The following is a 23,184-nucleotide window of genomic DNA, read 5'->3' as shown; positions in this document are numbered from 1 at the left end:
TACCTCTAACCGTACGGTTTAACGCGAAAACCGTACGGTTATCCCCGCCCCCTGAGGGCATCGGTCAGCACGTCACGCACCACCTCCGGCGGCACGTCAGAGGTGATGAACGCCTCGCCGATGCCGCGCGCCAGAATAAAGCGCAGCTTGCCATCGACCACCTTCTTGTCCTGACCCATGAGCGCGATCAGCCCGTCGGCATCCGGCAAATCTCCTGCAATATCCGCAAGATCCACCTTCATCTTCATGTCCCGCAGATGCGCGCGAACCCGGCTCGGGTCTTCTTGGGAACACAGCCCCAACCGCGCCGACAGCTCAAATGCGAGCGCACAGCCAATGGCGACCCCTTCGCCATGCAAGAGCCGTGCGCCATCATACTGTGTGGCCGACTCCAGCGCATGACAAAATGTATGCCCCAGATTGAGCAACGCCCGGTCGCCCTGTTCGGTTTCATCGCGCGTCACAATCTCGGCCTTCATCTCGACCGAGCGTTTGACCAGATGGATACGCGCCGCTATATCCCCCGCTGCGGCGCGTGAGGCATTTCTTTCAAGCCATTGAAAGAATTCACTATCTCCGAGAAGCCCGTATTTGGCAACTTCGCCATATCCGGCCAGATAGTCGCGGTCTGTCAGCGTGCCCAGCACCTCTGTATCGGCCAGAACAAGGCTCGGTTGATGAAACGCGCCGATCAGGTTCTTGCCCTGCGGCGCATTAATCCCTGTCTTGCCGCCCACCGAACTGTCCACCTGCGCCAGCAAACTCGTCGGAACCTGAACAAACCGCACGCCCCGCCGCAACACCGCCGCCGCAAACCCCACCAGATCGCCGATCACGCCACCGCCAAAGGCGACCACCACGTCATTGCGCTCGACTTTCTGCTCCAGCAACCATTCCACCACCCGCTCAAAATGCGGCCAGGATTTGGTTGCCTCACCGGCGGGTAGCGTCATGTACACAGCCGAAATTCCATGCGTTTCCAATCCCTTGCAGAGCGACCCTAAATGCAGAGGCCCCACCGTGGCGTCCGTCACAATCGCCACGCGTGGACGCCGCAATAGCGGTGCAATCAGCGCCCCGGCCTGCCCCAACAGGCCCGGCCCGATATGAATGTCATACTCCCGCCCCGGCAGACCCACATGCACGATCTCGGTCATTCCACCAACTCCAATACGTCCTTGCGTTCGCTCAACGCCTTGAACACCTGCTCTGCCATCGCCTCGACACTATATTCGGTGCGCGCACGGACCCGGATTTCCGCAAGCGCATAGATCGGCACCCGCGCGTTATAGATTTCTGTCAGCGTCTCAAGTGGTTGAGCTGTGCGCAGTAAGGGTCTGGTATTCTTGCCCTTTACCCGCGACCACAAGAGCGGCAAATCGGCGTCGAGCCAGACCGAAACCCCCTTGCGCGCGACCAGAGCGCGATTGCGCTCGGCCAGAAACGCCCCGCCGCCAGTCGACAATATGGATCGTTGACCATCCAGCAGACGGTCAATCACCTCAGTCTCCCGCGCCCGAAAGAAAGCCTCGCCATCCCTTTGAAATATCTCGGCAATCGTCATATTCGCGGCTTTCTCGATCTCGGTATCCGAGTCGAGGAACGGCACGCCGATCTTCGCCGCCAGCGCCTTGCCCACGGCTGTCTTGCCTGCCCCCATCATGCCCACCAACACAACGGTTTTGCCCAGTTTCCAATGCCCCTTGGCCGACACGATCGGCGCTCCCTTGCCCATTCACAAAGTTTTTCACTCAATGACGTGATCTTGCACAAAAGGCCAGTTATAACTTGGGAAAAAGAACGGGCAAAACAGGCAGGGGATGACATGCTGCGATTGATCAAATGGCTGTTTTATTTGGCCATTCTAGGGTTTATCGCCCTCATGGCCTATGCGTATCTTGGCCCGTTTTTTGGCGCGGATTTCTCACCACCACAAACCGAGATTCGTCAGGACATCATACTTGAGACCGATTAGTGCGTTATTTTTGCTCGGATGTTGCGCGGCAAGCATGGCCGCAGCGCAGCAACCGCTGTCGGCGATTGACTGGTTGGATCAGGCCAGCACCGCCGCCGTGACCACCATTCCCCGCACGCCTCTGGGTGAACCACCCGCCAGCGACGGCGTGGATGTGCCGCCCGTGACCGTGACAGCCCTCGACGCGCCGCGCGCCGATGCGGTTGGCCTCTTGCCCAGCACGACCACCGGCCTGCCTGCGACACTCTGGGACAAGAGCGCCGCCAATGACCTCACCCGCGCCTTTGCCCACCTCGAGGCAGAGCCCATTCCCGCCATTCAGGCGCTCTATTACACGCTCCTTCTGGCAGAGGCGAATGCACCGCTGGATGCCGGCTCAGACGCAAAGTTTTTGCGTGCCCGCCTCGACGCCCTGACAGAGTTTGGCGCAATCGAGCCCGCGCAAGCCCTGTCAGAGCGCGCCGGGCCAATGACAGAAGTTCTTTTTGATCAATGGTTTGCCCTGTCACTCTTGCTGGGGCAAGAGGACGCCGCCTGCACCGCGCTGACACGCAAACCTCACCTGTCCTCGGATCTGAGCGCACGGATTTTCTGTGCGGCGCGTGGCGGTGACTGGAATACGGCCGCGCTTACCTATCACAGCGCCACCGCAATTAACGCTCTCTCAGAGACGGACGCGACCCTCCTCGCGCTCTATCTCGATCCCGCACTGATCGACGAGACAGACGCACCCGAGCCGCCACCCGACCTCACGGCGCTGCAATTCCGTCTCTTCGAGGCCATCGGTACGGCCCTGCCCACCCACAACCTGCCCCGCGCCTTTGCCATGGCAGATCTGCGCGGCACGTCGGGATGGAAGGCCGAGATCGAGGCCGCAGAGCGCCTTGCCCGCACCGGTGCCGTGCCCGCCGCGCGCCTGCTTGGCCTCTATACCGAACGCCGCCCGGCGGCCTCTGGCGGTGTCTGGGACCGGGTCGCCGCCGTGCAGGCGCTTGATCGGACGTTGAGCGAGGGTGCGACCGAAGCCCTGACCGAGGCCCTGCCAACCGCCTGGCGTGCGGCCCGCGAAGAGCATCTCGAAGTGGTCTTTGCCGAGCTATTTGCAGAGCGCCTCGCCGCGCTCGATATCCCCGTGAGCATTCGCTCCCAAGTCTTTGAAATAATGCTTCTTTCCTCCCAGTATGAACAGGCGGCGGCGTTGCTTGCAACACCCACACCGGACCAGACGTTCCTGATCGAAACCGCCCGTGGTAGCCCCCCGGCAGACACCGCGCTCAGCGCTCTCCAAGGCGCCATCGCCGCCGGATTTGCCAGCGAAGCGCCTGCGCCGGACCATCAGGCGCTGATCGACGCGGGCCGCTTGGGCGAAGCGATCCTGGCCGCAGCGCGGCAAATCAGTCACGGCGACGCCGCCCGCGACGCGTTGACCGGCGCCCTCGCCACCCTGCGCGCGGTTGGGCTCGAGGACACCGCCCGCCGTGCCGCCCTGCAACTTCTGCTGTTGGAGCGGCGCGGGTGACCCGCGACACCGCTTGGGTCGATCTCTTTCTCGAGGCCCAGGCGGCGGAGCTTGGAGCTGCGAAAAACACCCTGATGGCCTATGCGCGCGATCTGCGCGATTTTACGGATTGGGTTAAATATCAAAATCTTAGCCTAGATAACCTCATGCAACCCGACATCGAATCCTATCTGGTGCAGTGTGACGCTCAGGGCTTGGCACCGGCCACGCGGGCGCGCAGGCTCTCGGCCATCCGGCAACTCTACCGGTTCGCCTTTGAGGAACGGCTGCGCGCCGACAACCCCGCCATCCGCATCAAGGGACCGGGCAAGGCGCAGCGCCTGCCCAAGACGCTGACCGAGGATGAGGTCGGCCGTCTGCTTGAGGTGGCCCCCCAGCATGGCCGCACCGCCACGGAACGCTGCCGTAACGCCTGCCTCATGGCGCTGCTCTATGCCACCGGCATGCGCGTGAGCGAGCTGGTCTCGCTGCCCCTTGCCGCCGCGCGGGGCGACCCGCAGATGCTCTTGGTGCGCGGCAAAGGCGGCAAGGAACGCATGGTGCCCCTCTCGCCACCCGCCCGCACGGCGCTGGTTGACTGGCTGGCGCTGCGCGACGCCGAAGAAACCGCGCGCCGCAGCAAAGGGCTGGCACCCTCGCCCTTTCTCTTTGCTTCAGGCGGGACGGCGGGATATCTCACGCGTCATCGGTTTTACAATCTTATCAAAGAATTCGCGGTCAAAGCTCATGTTGATCCGGAGAAGGTCACACCCCATACCCTGCGCCACGCGTTCGCGACGCATCTTCTGGCCAATGGCGCGGATCTGCGAGTCATTCAGACCCTCTTGGGCCATGCCGATATCGCCACAACCGAGATTTACACGCATGTGCTCGAGGCGCGCTTGCAGGCGCTGGTGCAGGAACATCATCCGCTGGCACAGGCCGCCCGGCGCAAAACCGGCGGCAACACATCCTCCGACGGCCAATAGCCGCTCACGAGCGCGCGATCATAGCCCTGCACCAGCCCCGCCGCCTGCATCGCCGCATGGGCCGCGCTATGGTCATAGGCCAGCCGGTGAAACACCACGCCATCCGCCTCCAGAACGGCAAATCCGGTCTCGACCCGGCCATCATGCGGCGGCATGCCGATGGCCCCGGCATTGACCCAGGTCACCGCCCCGATCGCACGTTGGAACATCAGACCCGAGTGCCCCGCCAGAACCATATCAATATGGCCTGCAACCTCTTGAATAGCTGCGATTTCCTCTTGAAATACCGCCTCATCCGACACGGGCCATATAAAGCGGCTCACCTCCGACAATCCGCCGTGAATCACCGCCACCCGTCGACCTTCATGGGTGAAGAGGATGAGATCCGGCAAACCCGCCATCCACCCCCGTGGCTCGGCCCCGACAGACCGATCCGCATGGCGATACCATCCCGCCGACAAGAGATCACACTGTGTGCCCGCCTCGAATCCACAGCCGCAATCCATCGCATTCTCCGCCAACTGGCGCTCGCAATTGCCCGCGAGCACGGCACAGCCCGCCGCACGGATCATCCCCACGGTCTCAACCGGCTGCGCACAATAGGCCACGACGTCCCCGGTGCAGATCATCCGCTCGGGTGGGATGCCAAGGCCCCCGGCCTGTGCCAGAATCGCTTGCATCGCCTGCAAATTGGAATAGGGCCCGCCAAAAATCAGGACGGGACCGATCATCTCTCCCAATTCCGCGATCCGCATCGCCAATGCTCCCTTGAATGCACGAGGCGGACGCCTCATAACCCTGTAAACTACGAGGGACCGCACAAAGATGGAAGCCGCGCCAAGCGCAACCGACCTGACATTCTGGATCACCACCGGCGCGATCGTTGCGCTTCTGGTCATGTCCGCCTTCTTTTCGGGAAGCGAAACCGCGCTCACCGCCGCCTCGCGCGGCAAGCTGCGCGCGCAGGCCGAAAAGGGCTCGCGCGGGGCTGAAACCGCGCTTCGCATCACCGAGGATAACGAGCGGCTGATCGGCTCGGTGCTGCTTGGCAACAATATGGTGAACATCCTCGCCGCCTCGCTGGCCACCGCGCTCTTTACCCGCCTCTTCGGCGAGAGCGGTGTTGCCCTTGCCACGCTCGTGATGACGCTTCTGGTGCTGGTTTTTGCCGAGGTTCTGCCCAAGACCTACGCCATCACCAATGCCGAGGCCGCCGCCGCCCGCACCGCCCCCCTCATTGTGTGGGTGATCAAGATCTTTTCGCCCATCGTGACCGCCGTGCGCTGGTTCGTGCGCCGTATTCTGGCGCTCTTTGGCGTGCAGACCGACCCTGACAGCCATATCCTCGCGGTGCGCGAGGAAATCGCGGGCGCGCTCTATCTGGGTCAGTCCGAAGGCGTGGTCGAGAAAGAGGATCGTGACCGCATCCTTGGCGCGCTTGATCTGGGGGAACGCGCGGTCGAGGAAATCATGCTTCATCGCTCACGGATCGAAATGATCAACGCCGAGTCGGAACCGGATGCGATCCTCAACCAATGTCTTGAGAGCAATCACACCCGCCTGCCGCTCTACCGCGACGACCCCGACAACATCATCGGCGTGGTCCATGCCAAGGACCTCTTGCGCGCCATTCACAAACTGATCACCGCATCGGAACTGGGGGCCGCAGCCCTTAAGGATTTCGATGTCTGCAGCATCGCGCGCAAGCCGTATTTCGTGCCGGAAACCACCACGCTCGACGATCAGATGCGGCAATTCCTGCGCATGCGCAGCCATTTCGCCATGGTGGTCGATGAATATGGCACGCTTCAAGGGTTGATCACGCTCGAGGATATCCTCGAGGAGATCGTCGGCGAGATCACCGATGAATTCGACCCCGACGCCGAGCATGCGATTCGCAAGACCGAGGACAATCAGTTCCTCGTGGATGGGGCCATGACCATCCGCGACCTGAACCGCGCCACGGACTGGACCCTGCCCGACGAGGCCGCGAATACCGTTGCCGGTCTCGTGATCCACGAGGCCCAGATGATCCCCAAGGTGGATCAGGTCTTCATCTTTCACGGCTTCCGGTTTCAGGTCGTCGCGCGCAAGGACAACCGCATCACCAAACTCAAGGTGCGCAAGCTCTGATCGTCGGCTCTAGCGCGGCTCTTTGTATTTCAGAATATCGCGGTCCACGCCCAATCCGATGATCGGGCTCAGCAGATCACGCCAGAGACTAGGGCGCGCGGCCTTGACGGGGGCAAGGTCAGGCGGCAGCCGCAGGTCATTCTGCAACATCGGCGCAAGGATACGCTCGTCCAGCATCCAGCGCCCCCGCCGCCCCTCGCTGCGATCCGCCTGCTGATAGGTCAACCATGTCGACAGCTTGGCCTGACAGCGCGGGGACTGCCCCGGATAGACAAGGTAAAAGCCGCTGTTGATCCGCAAACAGATATTGTCCAGCACCCGTGCCACACCGCGCAGATCACCCGGAACATGGCTCTTGGGCATATAGTTGAACCGCGCCGGTTCGCCGTTGAAGAACACCGCCAAAGCGCTGCAAAGGTCAATCTCGCGTTGCGCCATGGCCCACCCCAGCACCGGCTCCGGCAGCAAGCACCAGTCATAGGCACAGAGCGCCTCACGAAAGGCCTCGCCGGACAGGGACCGCAGATGCGCGATCTGGTCTGCGGCTGTGCTTACGGACCAATCAAACGGACCGGGCTGCGGCATGGGAGGCTCCGTAAACTAAGGATAAGGCAGATCACACCCTTGTGAGTTCAGAAAGTGCGCTTTCTGCGGAACAACTGTGACACCATTTGGGCAGCCGCTAAATTCCACTTGGGATGGGCCAGTTTAGCGGATAGATTCAGACCCATGTTGACCCGCATTCTGCATGCCTTTTCCGCCACGAAACCGGCCCCCCTGCCAGAGCCGGACGAGAAACTTGCACTGGGCGCCCTTATGGTTCGGGTAGCGAAATCCGATCACCATTACGAGCTGGCAGAGATCAAGCGAATCGACCGCCTCCTGGCGCGCATTTACGGGCTTGGCCCGGTCGAGGCGGCCAAGATGCGCGCGCTCTCGGAACGGCTGGAACGGGCCGCCCCCGAAACCGACCGCTTTGGCCATATCATCCGCGAGACCGTCAGCCTCGAGGCTCGCCTGAGCGCGCTCGAGGCATTATGGGAGGTGGTCCTTTCCGACGGCGCGAGCCAGCCCGAGGAATTGCAGGTGATCGACGCCGCCCGCGAGACGATGGGTCTCAGCCATGCCGACAGCGACGCCGCCCGTTCCTTGGCCGAATCCCAGTAACGTCACGCGGATTTCCCTACGAATTCCCCATTGGCCTGCGCCACGTCGCCCCCTATACCTGTGCCATGTTTGCAGATTTCCTGAAGCGGCTGACTCAACCAGCCCCCGAGCCGATGACCGGCGGCGATGCCCGTCTGGCGCTCTGTGCCCTCCTTGTGCGTGTCGCACGCACCGATGGAGACTATTCCGCCTCCGAGATCATCCGCATCACGCGCATCATCTCTGCCCGCTATGGCCTGCCGCAGCCTCAGGCCGAGGCGCTGCGCCAAGAGGCCGAAACGCTCGAGAGCGAGGCCCCCGATACGGTCCGCTTTACCCGCGCGATCAAGGATGCGGTGCCACATGAGGACCGCATGGGCGTGATCGAGGCGCTCTGGCAGGTGGCCTTGGCCGATGGGCAGCGCGAGGCGGATGAGGACGCGCTCTTGCGGCTGGTCGCCAGCCTCTTGGGCATCACGGATCAGGAAAGCGCCCGCGCCCGTCACCGCGTCATGGGGCAATCATGATCGTCAGCCTGCCGATGTATGACCGCCCCGAGACGGCGGCAGCCAATGATGCGCTCTGGCAGGGCATACATGCGGTTTTGGGCGAGGGACCGGACACCCTCACGCGCGACGGCGAGTTTTGGGATCACTGGCTCAGCCCTGATCTGCTCCTCTCGCAAACCTGCGGCTATCCTTACCGCGCACGGCTGCATGGCCGCGTGACGTTGGTGGGCAGCCCCGTGCTCGACCTGCCCGACTGTCCGCCGGGGCTTTACTACAGCGTCTTTGTCGTTCGTGCCGATGACCCGCGCGAGCGTCCGGAGGATTTTGCCACCGCGCGCCTCGCCTATAACGACGCGCTCTCGCAATCCGGCTGGGCCGCGCCGCAAAACTGGGCCGCTGCGCGCGGATTTGCCTTTGGCAATCCCGTCCACACCGGCGCGCACCGCGCCTCGGCCATGGCCGTGGCCGAAGAGCGCGCCGACATCGCCGCGCTCGACGCGCTCAGTTGGCAATTAATGCAGGCCTATGACCCGTTCCCCAAACACCTGCGCGTGTTGGGCCGGACAGATCCGACACCGGCCTTGCCCTATATCACCGCACTCGGGCGCGATGCCGAACAGCTGCACGCGGCTTTGAGGGATGCAATCAATGCGCTCCCTGCCTCCTTGCGCACAACCCTTGGCTTAACAGGCGTGACCCATATCCCGGCTGAGGACTATCTTGCCTTGCCCAATCCCGCGTCACCACCTGCGCCACAGCCTCCGAATTGAGCTGACGGTACGTCAAATCGCACAAACCGTCCCCTAATCGCCCGTTTTGCAAGTTGCATCAGCCCATTTTTTCGGCCCTATTGTCACGGAAGCGTCAAAAACCACCGAAACGGAAGCACCCCTTTGTCCGACACGCCCCCGGTTATCGAGATCCGCAACCTGCACAAGGCTTATGGCGCGCTTGAGGTCATCAAGGGGGTCGATATTGCGGCCCGTCGCGGCGATGTGGTCTCGCTCATCGGCTCGTCCGGGTCCGGCAAATCCACCATCCTGCGCTGCGCCAACCTGCTCGAGGATAGCCAACAGGGCGACATCCTCTTTAAGGGTGAGCCGGTGCACTGGAAGGGGACGGGATTGGCCCGCCATCCCGCTGATCCCAAACAGGTGCTGCGCATCCGCACCAACCTCAGCATGGTGTTTCAGCAATTCAATCTCTGGGCGCATCTCACGATCCTGCAAAACGTGATGGAGGCGCCCGTCACTGTCTTGGGTCGAGATCGGCACGAAGCCGAAGGCGCGGCGCGCAAGTATCTTGACAAGGTGGGCATCGGCGACAAATGCGATGTTTACCCGGCGCAATTGTCCGGCGGCCAGCAACAGCGCGCCGCCATCGCCCGCGCCCTCTGCATGGAGCCCGAGGCGCTTCTCTTCGACGAACCCACCTCGGCGCTCGACCCCGAACTGGAACAAGAGGTGATCCGCGTCATCAAGGATCTGGCCAACGAGGGCCGCACCATGATGATCGTCACCCATGACATGCGCATGGCCGCCGATGTCAGCGATCATGTCGTGTTCCTGCACCAAGGCCTGATCGAAGAACAGGGCCCGCCTGACAGCCTCTTCGGCGCTCCGAAATCGGAACGCCTGCAACAATTCCTCAGCTCGACCAATCCGGCCTGAGGCGAAAACCAACCAAGGGAGAAAACCATGAAGAAACTGCTACTCACAACCGCCGCTCTGGCCCTCTCGACCGGCTTTGCCATGGCCGATACCGTCCGTCTCGGCACCGAGGGCGCCTATCCTCCGTATAACTTCATCAACGACAAGGGCGAGGTCGACGGGTTTGAGCGCGAATTGGGCGATGAGCTGTGCAAACGCGCCGAACTGACCTGCGAATGGGTCACGAACGACTGGGACAGCATCATCCCCAACCTCGTTTCCGGCAACTATGACGTGATCATCGCGGGCATGTCGATCACCGACGAGCGCGATCAGGTGATCGACTTCACCCAGAACTACACCCTGCCCGATCCCTCGGCCTATCTCGCCCCCTCGGCCGATGTCGATGTGAAATCCGGCGTCATCGCAGCCCAGTCAGGCACCATTCAGGCCTCTTATGTCGCCAGCAGTGGGGCCACTCTGGTCGAATACGCCACGCCCGAGGAATCCATCGCCGCCGTGCGCAACGGCGAGGCTGACGCCGTTCTGGCCGACCGCGCCTTTCTTCTGCCCGTCGCAGAAGAGGACGAAGGTCTGGAACTGCTCGAAGAGATGGTGATGATCGGCGGCGGCATCGGTCTTGGCGTCCGTGAGAGCGATGCCGAACTCAAAGGCAAACTCGACGCCGCCATCCAGTCGATGAAGGATGACGGCAGCCTGAACGCGCTGATCGAGAAATGGGAAATCGGCCTGACCTTCTAAATCTGACCTGAGGTTGACAATTACAGTTGACCGGCCGGCGGGGCCAAACGCGGCCCCGCCCCCCTCTGACGAGGCGCGATAGAATGTTTGCCTTTTGCTCCGATCCGGCCAGCCTTGACGGGTTTGCGTGGCTCACCTGCTACATTACCACGTCCAAACACCTGCAACTCTACTATGCGGTGGGCACGGTGCTCTTGCTCTTGGCGATCACGGCACCTGCGGCCCTCGCCTTTGGCTTTGGCGGGGCGATGGCCGCGCGGGCGCATATCGCCCCGGTCCGCTGGTTCGGCAAGGCCTATATCGCGGTCGTGCGCGGCGTGCCCGACATCGCGTTTTTCCTCTTTTTCGTCATCGCGCTCGATCAGGCCTTTGAATGGGCGCGACACAAGGTTCTTTGCCCCGATTGGGACCAACCGATCCGTCAGGGCAATGATTTCGTCGTCTGTCAGGCTGCCAAACTGCCGCTCGGCTCCGCACCGCAATGGGTGCATGAATCCTACGGCTTTCTGCTCGCCGTGCTGACCTTTGCCATCGTTTTCGGGGCCTTTGCCGCCAATGTGCTGTTCGGGGCCATGCGCGCCGTGCCGCGCGCCCAGATGGAAACCGCCGAAGCCTATGGCATGTCGCGCCGGCAGGCCTTCTGGCGGATCATGGTGCCGCAGATGTGGGTCTACGCCCTGCCCGGCCTTGGCAATCTCTGGATGGTGCTGATCAAGGCCACGCCGCTGCTCTTCCTGCTGGGGGTCGAGGATATCGTCTATTGGGCGCGCGAACTCGGTGCCACCGCCAACCCGCGTTTCACCGAATATCCGCATGGCGACTGGCGGATGTGGTATTTTCTGGGGCTGATGGTGTTCTACCTCGGCTTCACGCGCGTGTCAGAGGTGGTGCTGGAACGCCTCATGCAACGCCTCACGCGGGGTCAGGCCACCACCGGCGGCGAAGCGCAAAGGAAAGCGGCATGAGCTGCCTCGAGACCATTCAGGCCTATGGGCTGCGCGCCATTGGGATTGGTGAACGGCTCTTGCCGCAAGACAATTTCACCCTCTGCGAACAAGTCACCCTGATCGGTTCTGGCCTGATCTGGAACGTCTATTTCGGGTTTGTCGCCCTTGTCAGCGGTTTCATCCTTGCCACCGCCGTGGCGCTTGGCAAAGGCTCCAGCAACCGAGTGATCCGCAAACTCTCGGAATGGTTCATCTTTGTCTTTCGCGGCTCGCCACTCTTTATCCAGTTCTTCTTTGCCTATTTCTTCTTTCTCTCGCTCAAATCGGTCTCGCCTTTCTTTGACATTTTGACCGCAGCCTGGCTCGGCGCGCTGATCGTGCTGTTCCTCAACACCGCCGCCTATTCCGGCGAGATTTTCTATGGCGCACTGCGCTCCATTCCCAAGGGCGATGTCGAGGCGGCGGATGCTTACGGCTTCTCCGGCTGGCGCCGCTTTCGCCGGATCATCTGGCCCACGATGCTGCGGCTCGCCTGGCCCGCCTATACCAATGAGGCGATCTTTCTGTTTCACGCCACCACGCTGGTCTTCTTCTCGGGCTTTCCGGTCTGGCAACAGCGCGGCGATGCGCTCTACTATGCCAAGTATTTCGCGGACAAGACCTTTAACCCCTTCGTGCCCTACCCGATTCTCGCGGGCTATTTCATCCTTCTCACGCTACTGGTCATCAGCGTCTTTGGCCTGATCAACCGCCACCTCAATCGCCATCTGCCGCAGGAATACCGCCGCAAGCTCAGCCTGCGGATGAACCTGATCCGCTGATGGGCGGTGTGGCGATCCTCATTCCCGCCGCCGGGGCATCCTCGCGGATGCGAGGGGCGGATAAGCTCTTGCAAATGGTGCGTGGCCAGCCGCTCTTGCGCGACCGCGTGACACTCGCCCTTGGCACCGGCTGCGCCGTCGCCGTGACCCTGCCACTAGAGGCCGCCGCCCGCCGCGCCGCCCTGGACGGACTCAACGTCACCCTCCTGCCTGTGCCTGATGCGGCAACCGGCCTGTCCGCCTCGCTGCGCACCGGCGCGGCTTGGGCAATGGCGCAACACGCCGCCGCCCTGATGGTCCTCCTCCCCGACTTGCCGGACCTGACCGCAGAGGACATCAACACCCTCCTGCAAGCCAATGACTTCGAACACATCTTGCGCGCCTGTGACACGACTGGCACCCCCGGCCACCCGGTCATCCTGCCCGCCCGCCTGCTACCAGAGCTAACCCACATCACCGGCGACACCGGCGCGCGCGATCTCCTGCGCGCCCATCCCGTGACACCCGTTCCCCTGCCCGGTCAGCATGCCACAACCGACCTCGACACACCCGAGGCTTGGGCCGCATGGCGCGCCGCGCAATCCTAGGCCGGGTCACGCCCCATATGGTCTGCAATCCGCCGGTTGAGCCACGCCAGCCCCGCCAGCGACAGGCCGAGCCCAAGGAACGACGCCACCCGCACCAGCCCCGCCAGCCCCGCCATATCCACCAGAAACACCTTGGCCACAGTCAGCGCGACCCCCGCCATCGCCACCCGCCGCAAGGTCTCAGACCGCCGCGCCAAGGCAAGCACCAAGAGCAGCACAGAGACCAAGATGAGCGCGACCGTGTAACTGTAGAGCTCGCCATCGTTGACCCCCGGCACGCTCAGATCATCCCCCTGCCAGAGCCGCCGGATCTCGAGCCCGAGATACCACGCCCCATAGCCAGCCCCCGCCACGACCAAGCAATGCCGCAGCAACCGCGGCAGATGATCCAGCTTCCATGCCGCCAGCGCAAAGACCAGCGCCACAGGCAAATAGGCGGCAGCCAGCGAATCCACGATCAACGGCCCGCTGACGATCTCCTTGCGCCAGAACACCGAGATCAGCGGATTGGTCAGCACCGCCTGCGCCACCAGCGTGATCAGCGCCACCGCCCCCATGACACAGCCAAGGGCCAGCCGCAGGCCGCGCACAACACGCCCACCGGCGCGCATCCGCCAGAGCTGCACCATGGCTGAGGCCAGCCACACCACCGCCGTCAGGCCCAGCCCGGCATGCCCCATCGCCCCCGGTCCGCCCAGCCACCGCTGTATAATAACGCTGAGGAATATCGCCGTGATGCTCCAGACGGCGCTTTCGATCACCGCCCGCGTCGCCCCCCCGGCCCGCGCCGCCATCACCCGCCATGCCGCCGCCAGCAGGGCCAGCGGCCCCAGATGCGACAGCAGAACATCGCCCAGCCCCGCCTCGCGCACGGCCCAAGTCAGACCCGGATCAATCACCAGCCGGTAGCCGATCACCGCAACACCCAGCTGCGCGACCCCCCCGAGGAGCGGCAGATTGAACCGCCGGTCAATCAGCGCCGTGGCCAGCACCATCACACCTAGCGCCAGCGTCAGCGCCGCCTTGCTCAATACCACAAAGAGCGCCAGCGTGATCAGCACCAGCGCTGCCCCCGCGAACAGCGCCGCCGCAAGCAGCCTCTCCGACCCGCGTGCCCGCACTGCGAACCCCACCATCAGCCCCGCCAGCGCCATCACCTGCAAGGCCCAAGGATAGGCACCGATTACCGCCGCCGGAGTCCAGAGCAACTCAAGGATCAACGCCAGCCCCGGTGCCATCACCGCCGCGCCAAGGCTCCACAAGATCACCGGCACCGCCCCCGGCGCATAGCGGGCGCGAAGGGCAAAAAGGACCGAGGCCACCGCCCCGCCCGCCAAAAGCACACTCGCCGCAAGCGGCATCTTCGCCTCGGGCAACCGCTCGATCCCGGCCATGAACCCCGACCAGACCGGCCCCCGCCCGAACCCTTCGAGCGTCACCAGCACCAGCGCGGCCAAGGCCGGGACCAGCGGTACATCCTCCAGCGCCTCGGCCCGCCGCGTGCCAAGGACCAGCGCCACCAAAAGACCCGCAAGCAGGCTCAGCGCAGCCCAGATCACCCGAGCCTCGCGCGCATCCTGTGCCATCCAGAGGGCCGCAAGGCTTGCCAGACCCACCACACCCCAAACGAGCCGCACCGGGAAATCGGGATAGTCTCCGCCCGCCAACACGCGCCGCAGCAGCGAATTGCCGCTGTGCTGCGGCACCAGCCGTGCCTCGGGCACCAGCACGGTCAACACCACCAGCACCGCCCAGAACGCGAGATAGAGGAGCGCGCCCGCCTCTCCGAGATAGAGCAGCGTGGCACCCGCCATGCTGACCGCCAAGGCCAGCACCGAAATCCACGCCCACCGCCGCGCGGCATCCACCGCCAGCCCGACCGCCGCCAGCACCGCATAATAGCCGTAAAAAACCCCCGGCGTGTCCGACTGCCCGCCCACCATGAACGGCGCCACGCCCGCTCCGATCAGGCCGAGCGCGGTCAGAACCGGCCCATGGAACCAACCAAGGACCACAGCCCCCGCACCAACCCCCACCAAACCCGCCAGCGCCACACCCGGCCCGATCAGATCATAGAGGCCCCGCGCCGCCAGAACGCCCGCAAAGAGCGCGATCACCCCCGCCCCCGACAGAACCGAAGGCAGGCCGGTGACCGCGCCCGCCGCCTCATCGCCATAGCGCCGCCGCAGCCGCTCACCCGCCGCAATCAGCGCGGCCCCGAGCGCTAGCGCACCCATCACCCGCCAGAACGGCGTGAGCAGCCCTTGCTCGACGCCGTATTGCACCATGAAGACGCCTGCCAGGGCCAGCGACACGCCCGCCACCGCCAAGGCCCAATTCGCCCGGAACCACGCCATCAGCGCCGCGAGCCGGTCCGCCCGCAGCACAAAGGCGCGCGGCGGCGCGGTCTCCGGCGCCGTCTCTGTCTCAGACGCAACCACAGGCACTGCCGCCCAGGGGCCCGCCGGTTCCGCGACGACAGGCGCAACCACGGCCTCCGCCGCCATCTCTGGCGCACCAACGCTCCCCAACCCCGCCTCCAGCCGCGCCACCCGCGCTTTCAGCCGCGCATGCGACACCAAGAGATAGGGCACCCCGATGAGCAAGAGCGCCAGCACGCCCAGCCCGATGACAACCGCCAACGCGTCCATGGATTACCCCTGCCCGAAGAGACCGGTCAGCGCCCGCCGCACCAACCCTGTGACCGAAGGCCTGCGCCCCCGCTGAAACGGCAACGGCCGACAAACCTCGATCGCGGCCACACCCACCCGCGCCGTCAGCGCGCCATTCACCACACCTTCCCCAAACCGCCGCGACACCTTTGAGAGCACGCTGCCCCCCGCCACGCTGCTGATCATGTCATCGCCCACCGCCACAGCCCCCGTGGCCAAGAGATGCGCCATTACCGCCCGCGCCAGCCGCCAACTGCCCAGAAATCCCGCGCGTCCGCCATAAATCTCGGCCACCGCCCGGATCATTCGCAGATTGGCGACCAAGGCCCCCACGACATCGGCCAGCGCCAGAGGCACCAGCGCCGTGACCATCGCCACCTGCCGCGCCGCGCCCTCCACTTCGCGCACCGCCAGCGCATCGAGCGGCGCCAGAATCTCGATCTCGGCCAATCCAAGCAACGCCTCGGCGTCAAACTGCTCCGCCTGCCGTTCTGCCAGACGCTCCAGACCCCAGGCCGCCTCGGGCCGCACCGCATAGAGCGCGCGCAACCGCGTCACAACCGCCCGTGCCGCCTCCAGATCCCCCTCCGCCAGCGCCACCCCGGCCTGTCCGCGCAGGGCATCGAGCCGCCCCAAACGGGCAAACCCCGCCAACTCGCGCAAACCGATCATCACCGCCACCAGCAAGAGGCCCACGCCCATCGCCGCCACGCCGTAGCCCAGCACCGGCACCCGTGCGATCAAGCCAACCGCAAAATCCCACGCCGCCACCGAGACCGCAGCGCCCATCAGCCCAAGCGCCAGCCCCCAAAAGAGCCGCCCCAGCCAAGAGGGTCGCGCAGCGCCGCGTGCGATCACCGCGCGCATCGCCCGTCCCTCAGGCGCATCGGCCAGATCCGGGACCGGCGGCGCGCGGTCCGGCCCTTCGGCGGCGCGCTGTTCCATGTCGATCAGAACCGGCCCCTTGGCCTTGTTGCTGCTCACGCGCCTTCTCCTTCACCGCGCCAGACCATCAGGATATCCGGCAGACCTTCATCATTGCCAAGGCCCGCGCTGCGCGCCGCCTCGACAAACCCTTGTCGCGCATAAAAGCTCCGCGCCGCCGCATTGGCCTCAACCACCCAGAGCCGCAGAACGCCCGCCTCCGCCTTGGCCTCAGCCAAGAGCGTCCGGCCAAGACCCCGCCCGCGCCGCATCGGATGCACATAAAGCGCGTGCAGAATGTCACCGTCACGGACTAGAAAACCCGCGACACGGCCCTGCTCGCGGATCACCCGAACCCATCCCCAACGGATCACCGACCGCAGCGCGCGCAGGTCGTCCCAATGGCTGCGCACCTGCGGCAACCATGGCGTTGCGCGGGTGAACCCCCAGAGGATCACCGCCAGACGCGGCAGATGCCAGATTTGGGCCCGCGCCGTTCTCATAGCTTGTCCCCGATCAGGAATTGCGCGGCGCGGTCCAGCCGGATATGCGGCGGCCCCTCGCCGGGGCGCAGGTTGAGCGGGGCGGGCGCAAAGCGCATCACCCGGTAATCCTGACCCAGCCAGTCGGTCGCCCCGGCCCGCGCCGGGGCCAGCAATTGCCCCGGATCGTCCGGCAGATCGCCCGCATAGAACGCCGCCTGTCGGCCTGTCTCGAGCAACCGCCCGCGCACACAATCAAGCATCTCGCCGTTGTGACTGACCCGCTCCTCGACCGTGGCGCGCAGAGCGGCCAGCGCCATCGACTGAGTCGTGGCCCCGGCGAATTCCGCCCGGTCCCGCGCCTCACGCAAGAGGGCGGCCATGATCCCCGTCAGCCGCCCATGCTGCGCATGATGCAGATGATCCGCCTTGGTCGCGGCAAAGAGGATACGCTCGACCCGCCGCCCCAACAGCAATTGCGTCAGGAACGCATTGCGGCCCGGTCGAAACGCACCCAGAATATCCGCCATCGCCCGGCGCATATCCTCGACCGCCTGCGGCCCCTTGTGGATCGCATCCAGCGCGTCAACCAAGACCACCTGCCGGTCAATCTTGGCGAAATGGTCCCGAAAGAACGGTTTGACCACCTCGCGCTTGTAGGCGTCATAGCGCCGCGCCATCTCAGCCCGCAGGCTGCCCCGCCCCGCCTTGCCTTCCGGCAGGGGCGCAAAGGTCACCACCGGCGATCCCGCCAGATCCCCCGGCAGGATGAACCGCCCCGGCGTGCAATCATAGAACCCGGCGGCACGCGCGGCCTGCAAATAGCCCGTGAATCCCGCGGCCAGCGCCTGCGCCACGGGCTCGTCCAGCCGCGCAGTCGCATCCACCTGCCCCACCTGCGCCAGATAGGGCGCCGCCTCGGTGCGCGCGCTGATCCGCGTCAGAACGTCGGCCGCCCATTGATCATAACTCTTGTCCAACAGCGCCAGATCCAGCAGCCATTCTCCGGGATAATCCACGATATCGAGATGGATCACCCGTGGCCCCGTCAGGCCCGCCAAGAGCCCGGCAGGCCGCACGCGGAGCGACAGGCGCAATTCCGACACCGTGCGCGTGCTCTCGGGCCAATGCGGCTCGGGGCCGGTCAAGGCCGCCAGATGCGCCTCATAATCGAATCGTGGCAGGGTCACATCGGGCTGGGGTTGCAGATAGGCCGCCAGAATCCGCCCCTCCGCCTGCGCCAAGAGGCCGGGCATCCGCCCCCGATCCATCAAATTGGCGATGAGCGAGGTGATGAACACCGTCTTCCCCGCCCGCGCGAGGCCCGTCACCCCGACCCGGATCACCGGCTCGAAGAAGGTTTGGCTCACGCGGTCGCCCAAGCCCTCAATGCCGCGCACCACGCCCTCTGCCATGCCTGCTATCGCCAAGAACCGCCCCTTTTCCCGTTGCCCTCAAGATAGAGACCCGCCACCCCGGTTGCTAGGGGCCATTTGTCCGCACCCTGTCCCCCTAGGCCTCTGACGTCGCCGCGGATTTTGGTGTTTTCCCTGACCGGAACCCCGGCCTCCCCGATGGTCAAAGCCGATTTTCCACGCTATAGGGTCAAAAATCCATCAGGAGAGCCCCAATGGCCGAGACCGAGCAGCCTCAGATCTACCTCATAACCCCGCCAGACTTTGAACTCAGCGTCTTTCCCGATACGCTGGCCCGCGTGCTGGACAGTCACCCGGTCGCCTGTGTGCGCCTTGGCCTCGCCACCCGCGACGAGGACCGCATCGCGCGTGCCGCCGATGCCTGCCGCGAGGTGACGCATGCCCGCGACGTGGCGCTCGTGATCGACAGCCACCTGATGCTCGTCGAACCGCACGGGCTCGATGGTGTCCACCTGCCCGACGCGGCCCGCTCTGTGCGCGCCGCGCGCAAAGCTCTCGGCGAGGATGCCATCGTCGGCAGTTTCTGCGGCACCTCCCGTCATGACGGCATGTCCGCAGGCGAGGCGGGCGCGGATTACATCAGCTTTGGCCCGATCGGCGCGACCGCTCTGGATACCGGCGCTTGCGTTGATCTCGACGTGTTCGACTGGTGGTCAAAGGTGATCGAACTGCCCGTCGTGGCCGAAGGCGCGCTGAACGAGGCGCTCGTCGCCCAACTCGCTCCGATGACCGATTTTTTTGCCTTCGGTGACGAGATCTGGCGCGACGAGGACGCCGCTGCCGCCTTGGGCCGGTTCATCGCCGCGATGGGCTGATGTCGCGGGGCCGGGCTGTGTACATAACAGGCGTCCAAATTGTACGCCCTGTACACACTCACCGGCCCCGGCGATCCTCGGGCATGCCCGCCCTGACCTGATCCTCCGCCCAAGCGGCCAATGCTTTACGACTCTCAAATTCATCTACCTTTACAAAGGGATGATAGACGACTCTCACCTTGCCATTGCGCCGGACCGCCAGAACCCGCAGCAGATGCTCGCCAAACTCCATATCCCCCCACCACCCATAGAATCGCGGATCCCCCCCATTTGGGGCTTCATAGATGACACTCACCGGTTGAATGTGGATTTCACGCTGTAGTTTCTTGCTAAAGAACGCCTGAAAAAGCGTTGATTTAAAAGGTAAAACGCGCATTCCATCGGTCGAACTTCCTTCGGGAAAGAACAAGAGCTTATGCCCCGCCAGCAACCGCGCCTCAAAGATTTCGGTCTGCGCCTTCGCCTCTTTCGGGTCGCGCGTGATGAAAACCGTACCAACCAACTTGGCCAATCCACCAATCCCAGGCCATTTTGCCACCTCGGATTTTGACACAAAATACACACGCTTGCGGGCGTTGAGTGCGAAAATATCTAGCCATGACGAATGGTTAGCGACCACAGCTCCAGCGGCGCGCATGGGCGCTCCCACCACCTCATGCCGCATCCCCAACACCCGAAACACCGTCGCAGAGACCCACTGCGTCACATAGGGACTCCACGGTCTGTGCAGCCCATAGAACGGGCGCTCGATCAATCGCAGCCCAACCGATACGATAACCCCCCCAAATATAACGAGAAAAATCAAAGCGCCACGCCACCCGGCGCGAACCACCCCTGCCATCGACAGCGTGAACGCCGGCGGCGGCACCTCTGATTGCCACCTTAATTTCAACTTATAAGGTCCTGCTGGTAAATGGATTTATGTGTTTCCGTCATCCGGTCCGTATCAAGAATTAAACACACATCGGTTGTGTTGAATTGATGGTCGACAAAGGCACCGTCGCCCACAAACCCGCCCAGCCGCAGATAGGCTTTGATCAGCGCAGGCACCTGCCGCATCGCCATACGACGATCAAGATTATCCTCTGAAATCAAATCCATTCTCTGAAAGTGCTCGGCTCGTGCGCGCACACGCAACGCTTCCGGCACCAGATGTCGCGCATGCAAGAGGCTCAGCGGCTGCGCCAGTTCCGCGATGTCGGTGCCATGGAAACTCGCCACGCCAAACAGGATTTCTATTTTATGATCCGTGACATAGCGGCCTAAACCATTCCAGAGGTGATACATTCCCGGCCCGCCACGATAGGATTTCGCAAGGCAAGAGCGCCCCAACTCCATCAACCGCCGCCCGCTGGTCTTGAGGGCGGTCAGGTCATACTCATCCTCTGAATAAAACTGCCCGGCCCGCGCCGCCTGATCATCGCGAAGCAGCCGGTAAACCCCTGCCACATAACCATTTTTAGAATCATCGAGCAACAGCAGGTGATCAAAGAACGGATCAAACCGGTCACATTCCAGCCGTGCCACATGATCGACCAAAGGCCCGTCGCCCCCCAGTTCCGTGACAAAAACCTCATAGCGCAACCGCTGCGCAGCCCGCAGCTCTTCAGGTGACTCGGCCAGTTTCACACGAAATATTGGGGGGCTTGCGGTCATCGGCCTCGTCTCTGTGCTCTGAACGCGTTTTATGCAAGACCGCCTCCGAGTGCAACGATCCGACTGGTCGCAGCCTCTTGCGGCTGTTAACCTTTTGCTAACCCGGATCAGGGATCAAGGAGGGGTATCAGTTCCACGCGGTTGCCATCAATCACCACCTTGCCTTCCTCACGAAAGTTAACGGTGATCCGGCCCCCGATATTCGATTGCACCTGCCCCGTTCCCCAATCCGGCCTCTGCGGATGCAGCACCAGCATTCCCGGCTCCAGTATTGAATTCATATCCGTCATGCCGCATCCCGCCCCGGAGAGTCCCATGCCGCAGCATAGCCAACCCTTGGCCGCATTGATAGCCTCGCGTATCTGCCACGATCTTGTCAGCCCCTTGGGAGCGATTTCCAACGGACTGGAATTGCTGCATCTTTCTGGGGTGCCCCAGAGCCCTGAGTTGACGCTGATCACCTCAAGCGCCACGAATGCCACGGCACGCATCCGCTTCTTTCGGCTGGCCTTTGGACAGGCGGACAAAGGTCAGAGCATCCATGCAAAGGATCTGTGTGATATTCTCACGGCGGTGCATGTCGAAGGACGCATCACGCTTGATCTGCGCCTCTCGGATGACATCCCACATCCGATGGCGCAGGCACTTCTATTAACCATTCTTTGCGTTGAACAGGCGATGCCCTATGGCGGGCTGTTGCATGTGTCTCGACTGAATGACCGCTGGCACATCACAGCGACATCTGGGCGCCTCACTCCCGATCTCACACTCTGGGCAGCCCTGTCGGGTTCCGAAAAATGGCCGGACATTAGTGCATCACAGGTACACTTTTTACTCTTGTTTCAATGCCTTGAAAACCAAAGCTCGCACATTGATACGACGCTGTCAGACACTGAATTCCGCGTCAGCCTCTGATTGCGCCATCGCCTTCAACCAGATACTTGAAACTCGTCAGTTGGGCCGCCCCAACCGGACCGCGCGCATGCATCTTCCCCGTGGCAATGCCAATTTCCGCCCCCATGCCGAATTCGCCGCCATCCGCGAACTGGGTCGACGCATTACGCATCAGAATCGCGCTGTCGAGCCGGGCAAAGAACCGCGCAGCGGCCGCATCATCCTCGGTCACGATGCAATCGGTGTGATTGGACCCGAAATGCCGGATATGCGCAATGGCTTCGTCAATGTTTTCAACGACTTTCACGGCGATGATGCTGTCGAGATACTCGCGCCCCCAATCTTCATCTGTGGCCGGAACGGTGCCTGCAATCCCCAGCAAAGCCGCATCGGCGCGCACCTCAACCCCAGACTCCAAGAGCGCGCGGATCACGCCCTGACCGATGGTCTCGACAATATCGCGATGGATCAGCAGGCATTCCGCCGCCCCGCAAATCCCCGTGCGCCGGGTCTTGGCGTTGACCACGACCCGGAGCGCCTTGGCCGGGTCCGCCTCAACATCCAGATAAATATGAACAATTCCCTCAAGATGGGCAAAAACCGGGACCCGCGCCTCGCGCTGCACGAGGCCCACAAGCCCCTTGCCGCCACGCGGAATGATCACGTCAATCGTGTCGGTCATGGTCAGCATCGCCTCAACCGCCGCCCGGTCCCGCGTCGGCACCAGTTGAATCGCATCCTCCGGCAGGCCCGCCGCCCGTAACCCCGCCACCAGACAGGCATGGATTGCGCCCGAGGAATGAAAACTTTCTGATCCGCCACGCAGGATCACCGCATTGCCGGATTTCACGCAAAGCGCGCCGGCATCAGCCGTCACATTCGGGCGGCTCTCATAGATCACGCCCACCACTCCCAAAGGCGTGCGCACCCGTCGGATATGCAGGCCGCTCGGCCTGTCCCATTCCGCCAGAACCTCTCCCACCGGATCATCCTGCGCCGCCACGGCGCGCAACCCGTCCACGATTCCCTGAATTCGCGCCTCATCGAGCGCCAGACGGTCCATCATTGCCTCTGACAGACCCTTGTCGCGACCATAGGCCAGATCACGGGCATTGGCCTCCATGATCTCGGCCCGCCCGGTCCAGACCGCATCGGCTGCTGCCTCCAGTGCCGCGCGCTTTGTCGCAGAATCGGCAATCGCCAGCTCAGCCGAGGCCGCTCGGGCGCGCGCGCCGATCTCGGCCATTAGCGCGACAATCTCTGTCTGGTCTTTCATATCCCGCCCTCCG

The 23,184-nt window shown here is 63.5% G+C and carries 26 protein-coding genes; 14 read left to right on the top strand and 12 right to left on the bottom strand.

Features of this window, described 5'->3' with window-relative positions:
* Positions 1 to 38 precede the first annotated feature (38 nt).
* Together aroB and ROS217_RS15410 are read right to left on the bottom strand one after the other, a co-directional pair.
* Positions 39 to 1,157, bottom strand: a complete 1,119-nt coding sequence (aroB, locus tag ROS217_RS15415; RefSeq protein WP_009818713.1) for a 3-dehydroquinate synthase — start codon at positions 1,155 to 1,157, stop codon at positions 39 to 41.
* Positions 1,154 to 1,735: a shikimate kinase gene (locus ROS217_RS15410; protein ID WP_009818712.1), complete on the bottom strand. Its 582-nt coding sequence runs from the start codon at positions 1,733 to 1,735 to the stop codon at positions 1,154 to 1,156. The genes aroB and ROS217_RS15410 overlap by 4 nt, the downstream gene beginning before the upstream one ends.
* Positions 1,736 to 1,825: 90 nt before the next feature.
* On the opposite strand from ROS217_RS15410, the gene ROS217_RS24400 reads away from it, so the two are divergent.
* The 3 genes from ROS217_RS24400 to ROS217_RS15400 are packed head-to-tail and all read left to right on the top strand — an operon-like array spanning position 1,826 to position 4,462.
* Positions 1,826 to 1,975 (top strand): hypothetical protein, encoded by a 150-nt coding sequence (locus tag ROS217_RS24400; protein WP_009818711.1) that lies wholly within the window; start codon positions 1,826 to 1,828, stop codon positions 1,973 to 1,975.
* A 34-nt stretch (positions 1,976 to 2,009) separates the two neighbouring features.
* Positions 2,010 to 3,494: a hypothetical protein gene (locus ROS217_RS15405; RefSeq protein ID WP_009818710.1), complete on the top strand. Its 1,485-nt coding sequence runs from the start codon at positions 2,010 to 2,012 to the stop codon at positions 3,492 to 3,494.
* Positions 3,491 to 4,462 (top strand): site-specific tyrosine recombinase XerD, encoded by a 972-nt coding sequence (locus ROS217_RS15400; protein WP_009818709.1) that lies wholly within the window; start codon positions 3,491 to 3,493, stop codon positions 4,460 to 4,462. Before ROS217_RS15405 ends, ROS217_RS15400 begins: the two co-directional genes overlap by 4 nt.
* Here ROS217_RS15400 and ROS217_RS15395 read toward each other — a convergent pair.
* Complete coding sequence (locus ROS217_RS15395; RefSeq protein WP_009818708.1) at positions 4,399 to 5,217, bottom strand: metallophosphoesterase family protein; 819 nt, start codon at positions 5,215 to 5,217, stop codon at positions 4,399 to 4,401. The two genes, ROS217_RS15400 and ROS217_RS15395, sit on opposite strands and share 64 nt — an antisense overlap.
* A gap of 70 nt (positions 5,218 to 5,287) precedes the next feature.
* On the opposite strand from ROS217_RS15395, the gene ROS217_RS15390 reads away from it, so the two are divergent.
* Positions 5,288 to 6,595 carry an HlyC/CorC family transporter gene (locus ROS217_RS15390; protein ID WP_009818707.1) on the top strand — a complete coding sequence of 436 codons (1,308 nt, stop codon included), beginning with the start codon at positions 5,288 to 5,290 and terminating at the stop codon, positions 6,593 to 6,595.
* Between the two features lie 9 nt (positions 6,596 to 6,604).
* On the opposite strand, the gene ROS217_RS15385 is transcribed toward ROS217_RS15390, so the two are convergent.
* Positions 6,605 to 7,180 (bottom strand): hypothetical protein, encoded by a 576-nt coding sequence (locus ROS217_RS15385; protein ID WP_009818706.1) that lies wholly within the window; start codon positions 7,178 to 7,180, stop codon positions 6,605 to 6,607.
* A gap of 144 nt (positions 7,181 to 7,324) precedes the next feature.
* Between ROS217_RS15385 and ROS217_RS15380 the strand changes: the two genes are divergently transcribed.
* The 8 genes from ROS217_RS15380 to ROS217_RS15345 all read left to right on the top strand — a co-directional run bounded on the left by ROS217_RS15380 (position 7,325) and on the right by ROS217_RS15345 (position 13,016).
* Positions 7,325 to 7,762 (top strand): TerB family tellurite resistance protein, encoded by a 438-nt coding sequence (locus tag ROS217_RS15380; RefSeq protein ID WP_009818705.1) that lies wholly within the window; start codon positions 7,325 to 7,327, stop codon positions 7,760 to 7,762.
* A 65-nt stretch (positions 7,763 to 7,827) separates the two neighbouring features.
* Positions 7,828 to 8,268, top strand: a complete 441-nt coding sequence (locus ROS217_RS15375; RefSeq protein WP_009818704.1) for a TerB family tellurite resistance protein — start codon at positions 7,828 to 7,830, stop codon at positions 8,266 to 8,268.
* Positions 8,265 to 9,020 carry a phosphate/phosphite/phosphonate ABC transporter substrate-binding protein gene (locus tag ROS217_RS15370; RefSeq protein WP_009818703.1) on the top strand — a complete coding sequence of 252 codons (756 nt, stop codon included), beginning with the start codon at positions 8,265 to 8,267 and terminating at the stop codon, positions 9,018 to 9,020. Before ROS217_RS15375 ends, ROS217_RS15370 begins: the two co-directional genes overlap by 4 nt.
* A gap of 123 nt (positions 9,021 to 9,143) precedes the next feature.
* Positions 9,144 to 9,920, top strand: coding sequence for an ABC transporter ATP-binding protein (locus ROS217_RS15365; protein WP_009818702.1), 777 nt, complete (start codon positions 9,144 to 9,146; stop codon positions 9,918 to 9,920).
* 27 nt (positions 9,921 to 9,947) lie between these two features.
* Positions 9,948 to 10,661, top strand: a complete 714-nt coding sequence (locus tag ROS217_RS15360) for a transporter substrate-binding domain-containing protein (protein WP_009818701.1) — start codon at positions 9,948 to 9,950, stop codon at positions 10,659 to 10,661.
* Positions 10,662 to 10,744: 83 nt separating this feature from the next.
* Positions 10,745 to 11,626 (top strand): ABC transporter permease, encoded by an 882-nt coding sequence (locus ROS217_RS15355; protein WP_009818700.1) that lies wholly within the window; start codon positions 10,745 to 10,747, stop codon positions 11,624 to 11,626.
* Positions 11,623 to 12,429, top strand: a complete 807-nt coding sequence (locus tag ROS217_RS15350; RefSeq protein ID WP_009818699.1) for an ABC transporter permease — start codon at positions 11,623 to 11,625, stop codon at positions 12,427 to 12,429. The genes ROS217_RS15355 and ROS217_RS15350 overlap by 4 nt, the downstream gene beginning before the upstream one ends.
* A complete protein-coding gene (locus tag ROS217_RS15345; RefSeq protein ID WP_009818698.1) occupies positions 12,429 to 13,016 on the top strand; it encodes a nucleotidyltransferase family protein in 588 nt (195 codons plus the stop codon). The genes ROS217_RS15350 and ROS217_RS15345 overlap by 1 nt, the downstream gene beginning before the upstream one ends.
* Here the strand turns inward: ROS217_RS15345 and ROS217_RS15340 are convergent.
* The 4 genes from ROS217_RS15340 to ROS217_RS15325 are packed head-to-tail and all read right to left on the bottom strand — an operon-like array spanning position 13,013 to position 18,509.
* The gene (locus tag ROS217_RS15340) at positions 13,013 to 15,667 is read right to left on the bottom strand and encodes a DUF2339 domain-containing protein (RefSeq protein ID WP_009818697.1); all 2,655 of its coding nucleotides are present in this window, start codon (positions 15,665 to 15,667) and stop codon (positions 13,013 to 13,015) included. The genes ROS217_RS15345 and ROS217_RS15340 overlap by 4 nt on opposite strands.
* Before the next feature lie 3 nt (positions 15,668 to 15,670).
* Positions 15,671 to 16,672, bottom strand: a complete 1,002-nt coding sequence (locus ROS217_RS15335) for a YcjF family protein (protein ID WP_009818696.1) — start codon at positions 16,670 to 16,672, stop codon at positions 15,671 to 15,673.
* Positions 16,669 to 17,115: a GNAT family N-acetyltransferase gene (locus ROS217_RS15330; RefSeq protein WP_009818695.1), complete on the bottom strand. Its 447-nt coding sequence runs from the start codon at positions 17,113 to 17,115 to the stop codon at positions 16,669 to 16,671. Before ROS217_RS15330 ends, ROS217_RS15335 begins: the two co-directional genes overlap by 4 nt.
* The gene (locus ROS217_RS15325) at positions 17,112 to 18,509 is read right to left on the bottom strand and encodes a YcjX family protein (RefSeq protein WP_009818694.1); all 1,398 of its coding nucleotides are present in this window, start codon (positions 18,507 to 18,509) and stop codon (positions 17,112 to 17,114) included. The genes ROS217_RS15330 and ROS217_RS15325 overlap by 4 nt, the downstream gene beginning before the upstream one ends.
* A 215-nt stretch (positions 18,510 to 18,724) precedes the next feature.
* On the opposite strand from ROS217_RS15325, the gene ROS217_RS15320 reads away from it, so the two are divergent.
* Complete coding sequence (locus ROS217_RS15320) at positions 18,725 to 19,345, top strand: thiamine phosphate synthase (RefSeq protein WP_009818693.1); 621 nt, start codon at positions 18,725 to 18,727, stop codon at positions 19,343 to 19,345.
* A 58-nt stretch (positions 19,346 to 19,403) separates the two neighbouring features.
* Here ROS217_RS15320 and ROS217_RS15315 read toward each other — a convergent pair whose 3' ends face one another.
* From ROS217_RS15315 to ROS217_RS15305, 3 genes are all read right to left on the bottom strand, one after another.
* A complete protein-coding gene (locus ROS217_RS15315) occupies positions 19,404 to 20,186 on the bottom strand; it encodes a lysophospholipid acyltransferase family protein (RefSeq protein WP_045681061.1) in 783 nt (260 codons plus the stop codon).
* Positions 20,187 to 20,233: 47 nt separating this feature from the next.
* Positions 20,234 to 21,001: a GNAT family N-acetyltransferase gene (locus tag ROS217_RS15310; RefSeq protein WP_009818691.1), complete on the bottom strand. Its 768-nt coding sequence runs from the start codon at positions 20,999 to 21,001 to the stop codon at positions 20,234 to 20,236.
* Positions 21,002 to 21,108: 107 nt separating this feature from the next.
* Positions 21,109 to 21,291, bottom strand: a complete 183-nt coding sequence (locus ROS217_RS15305; protein WP_040651557.1) for a DUF3553 domain-containing protein — start codon at positions 21,289 to 21,291, stop codon at positions 21,109 to 21,111.
* A gap of 25 nt (positions 21,292 to 21,316) precedes the next feature.
* Between ROS217_RS15305 and ROS217_RS15300 the strand changes: the two genes are divergently transcribed.
* On the top strand, positions 21,317 to 21,916 hold the full coding sequence (locus ROS217_RS15300) for a histidine phosphotransferase family protein (protein WP_009818689.1): 600 nt from the start codon (positions 21,317 to 21,319) through the stop codon (positions 21,914 to 21,916).
* Here ROS217_RS15300 and ROS217_RS15295 read toward each other — a convergent pair.
* Positions 21,906 to 23,171, bottom strand: coding sequence for a glutamate-5-semialdehyde dehydrogenase (locus ROS217_RS15295; RefSeq protein ID WP_009818688.1), 1,266 nt, complete (start codon positions 23,169 to 23,171; stop codon positions 21,906 to 21,908). The genes ROS217_RS15300 and ROS217_RS15295 overlap by 11 nt on opposite strands.
* Between the last annotated feature and the right edge of the window lie 13 nt (positions 23,172 to 23,184).

Origin of the sequence: Roseovarius sp. 217, from assembly GCF_000152845.1 — a bacterium.
Classification (GTDB): Bacteria; Pseudomonadota; Alphaproteobacteria; order Rhodobacterales; family Rhodobacteraceae; genus Roseovarius.
The sequence above is the reverse complement of the archived record's forward strand: the minus strand, read 5'-3'. Positions and strand labels throughout refer to the sequence as shown.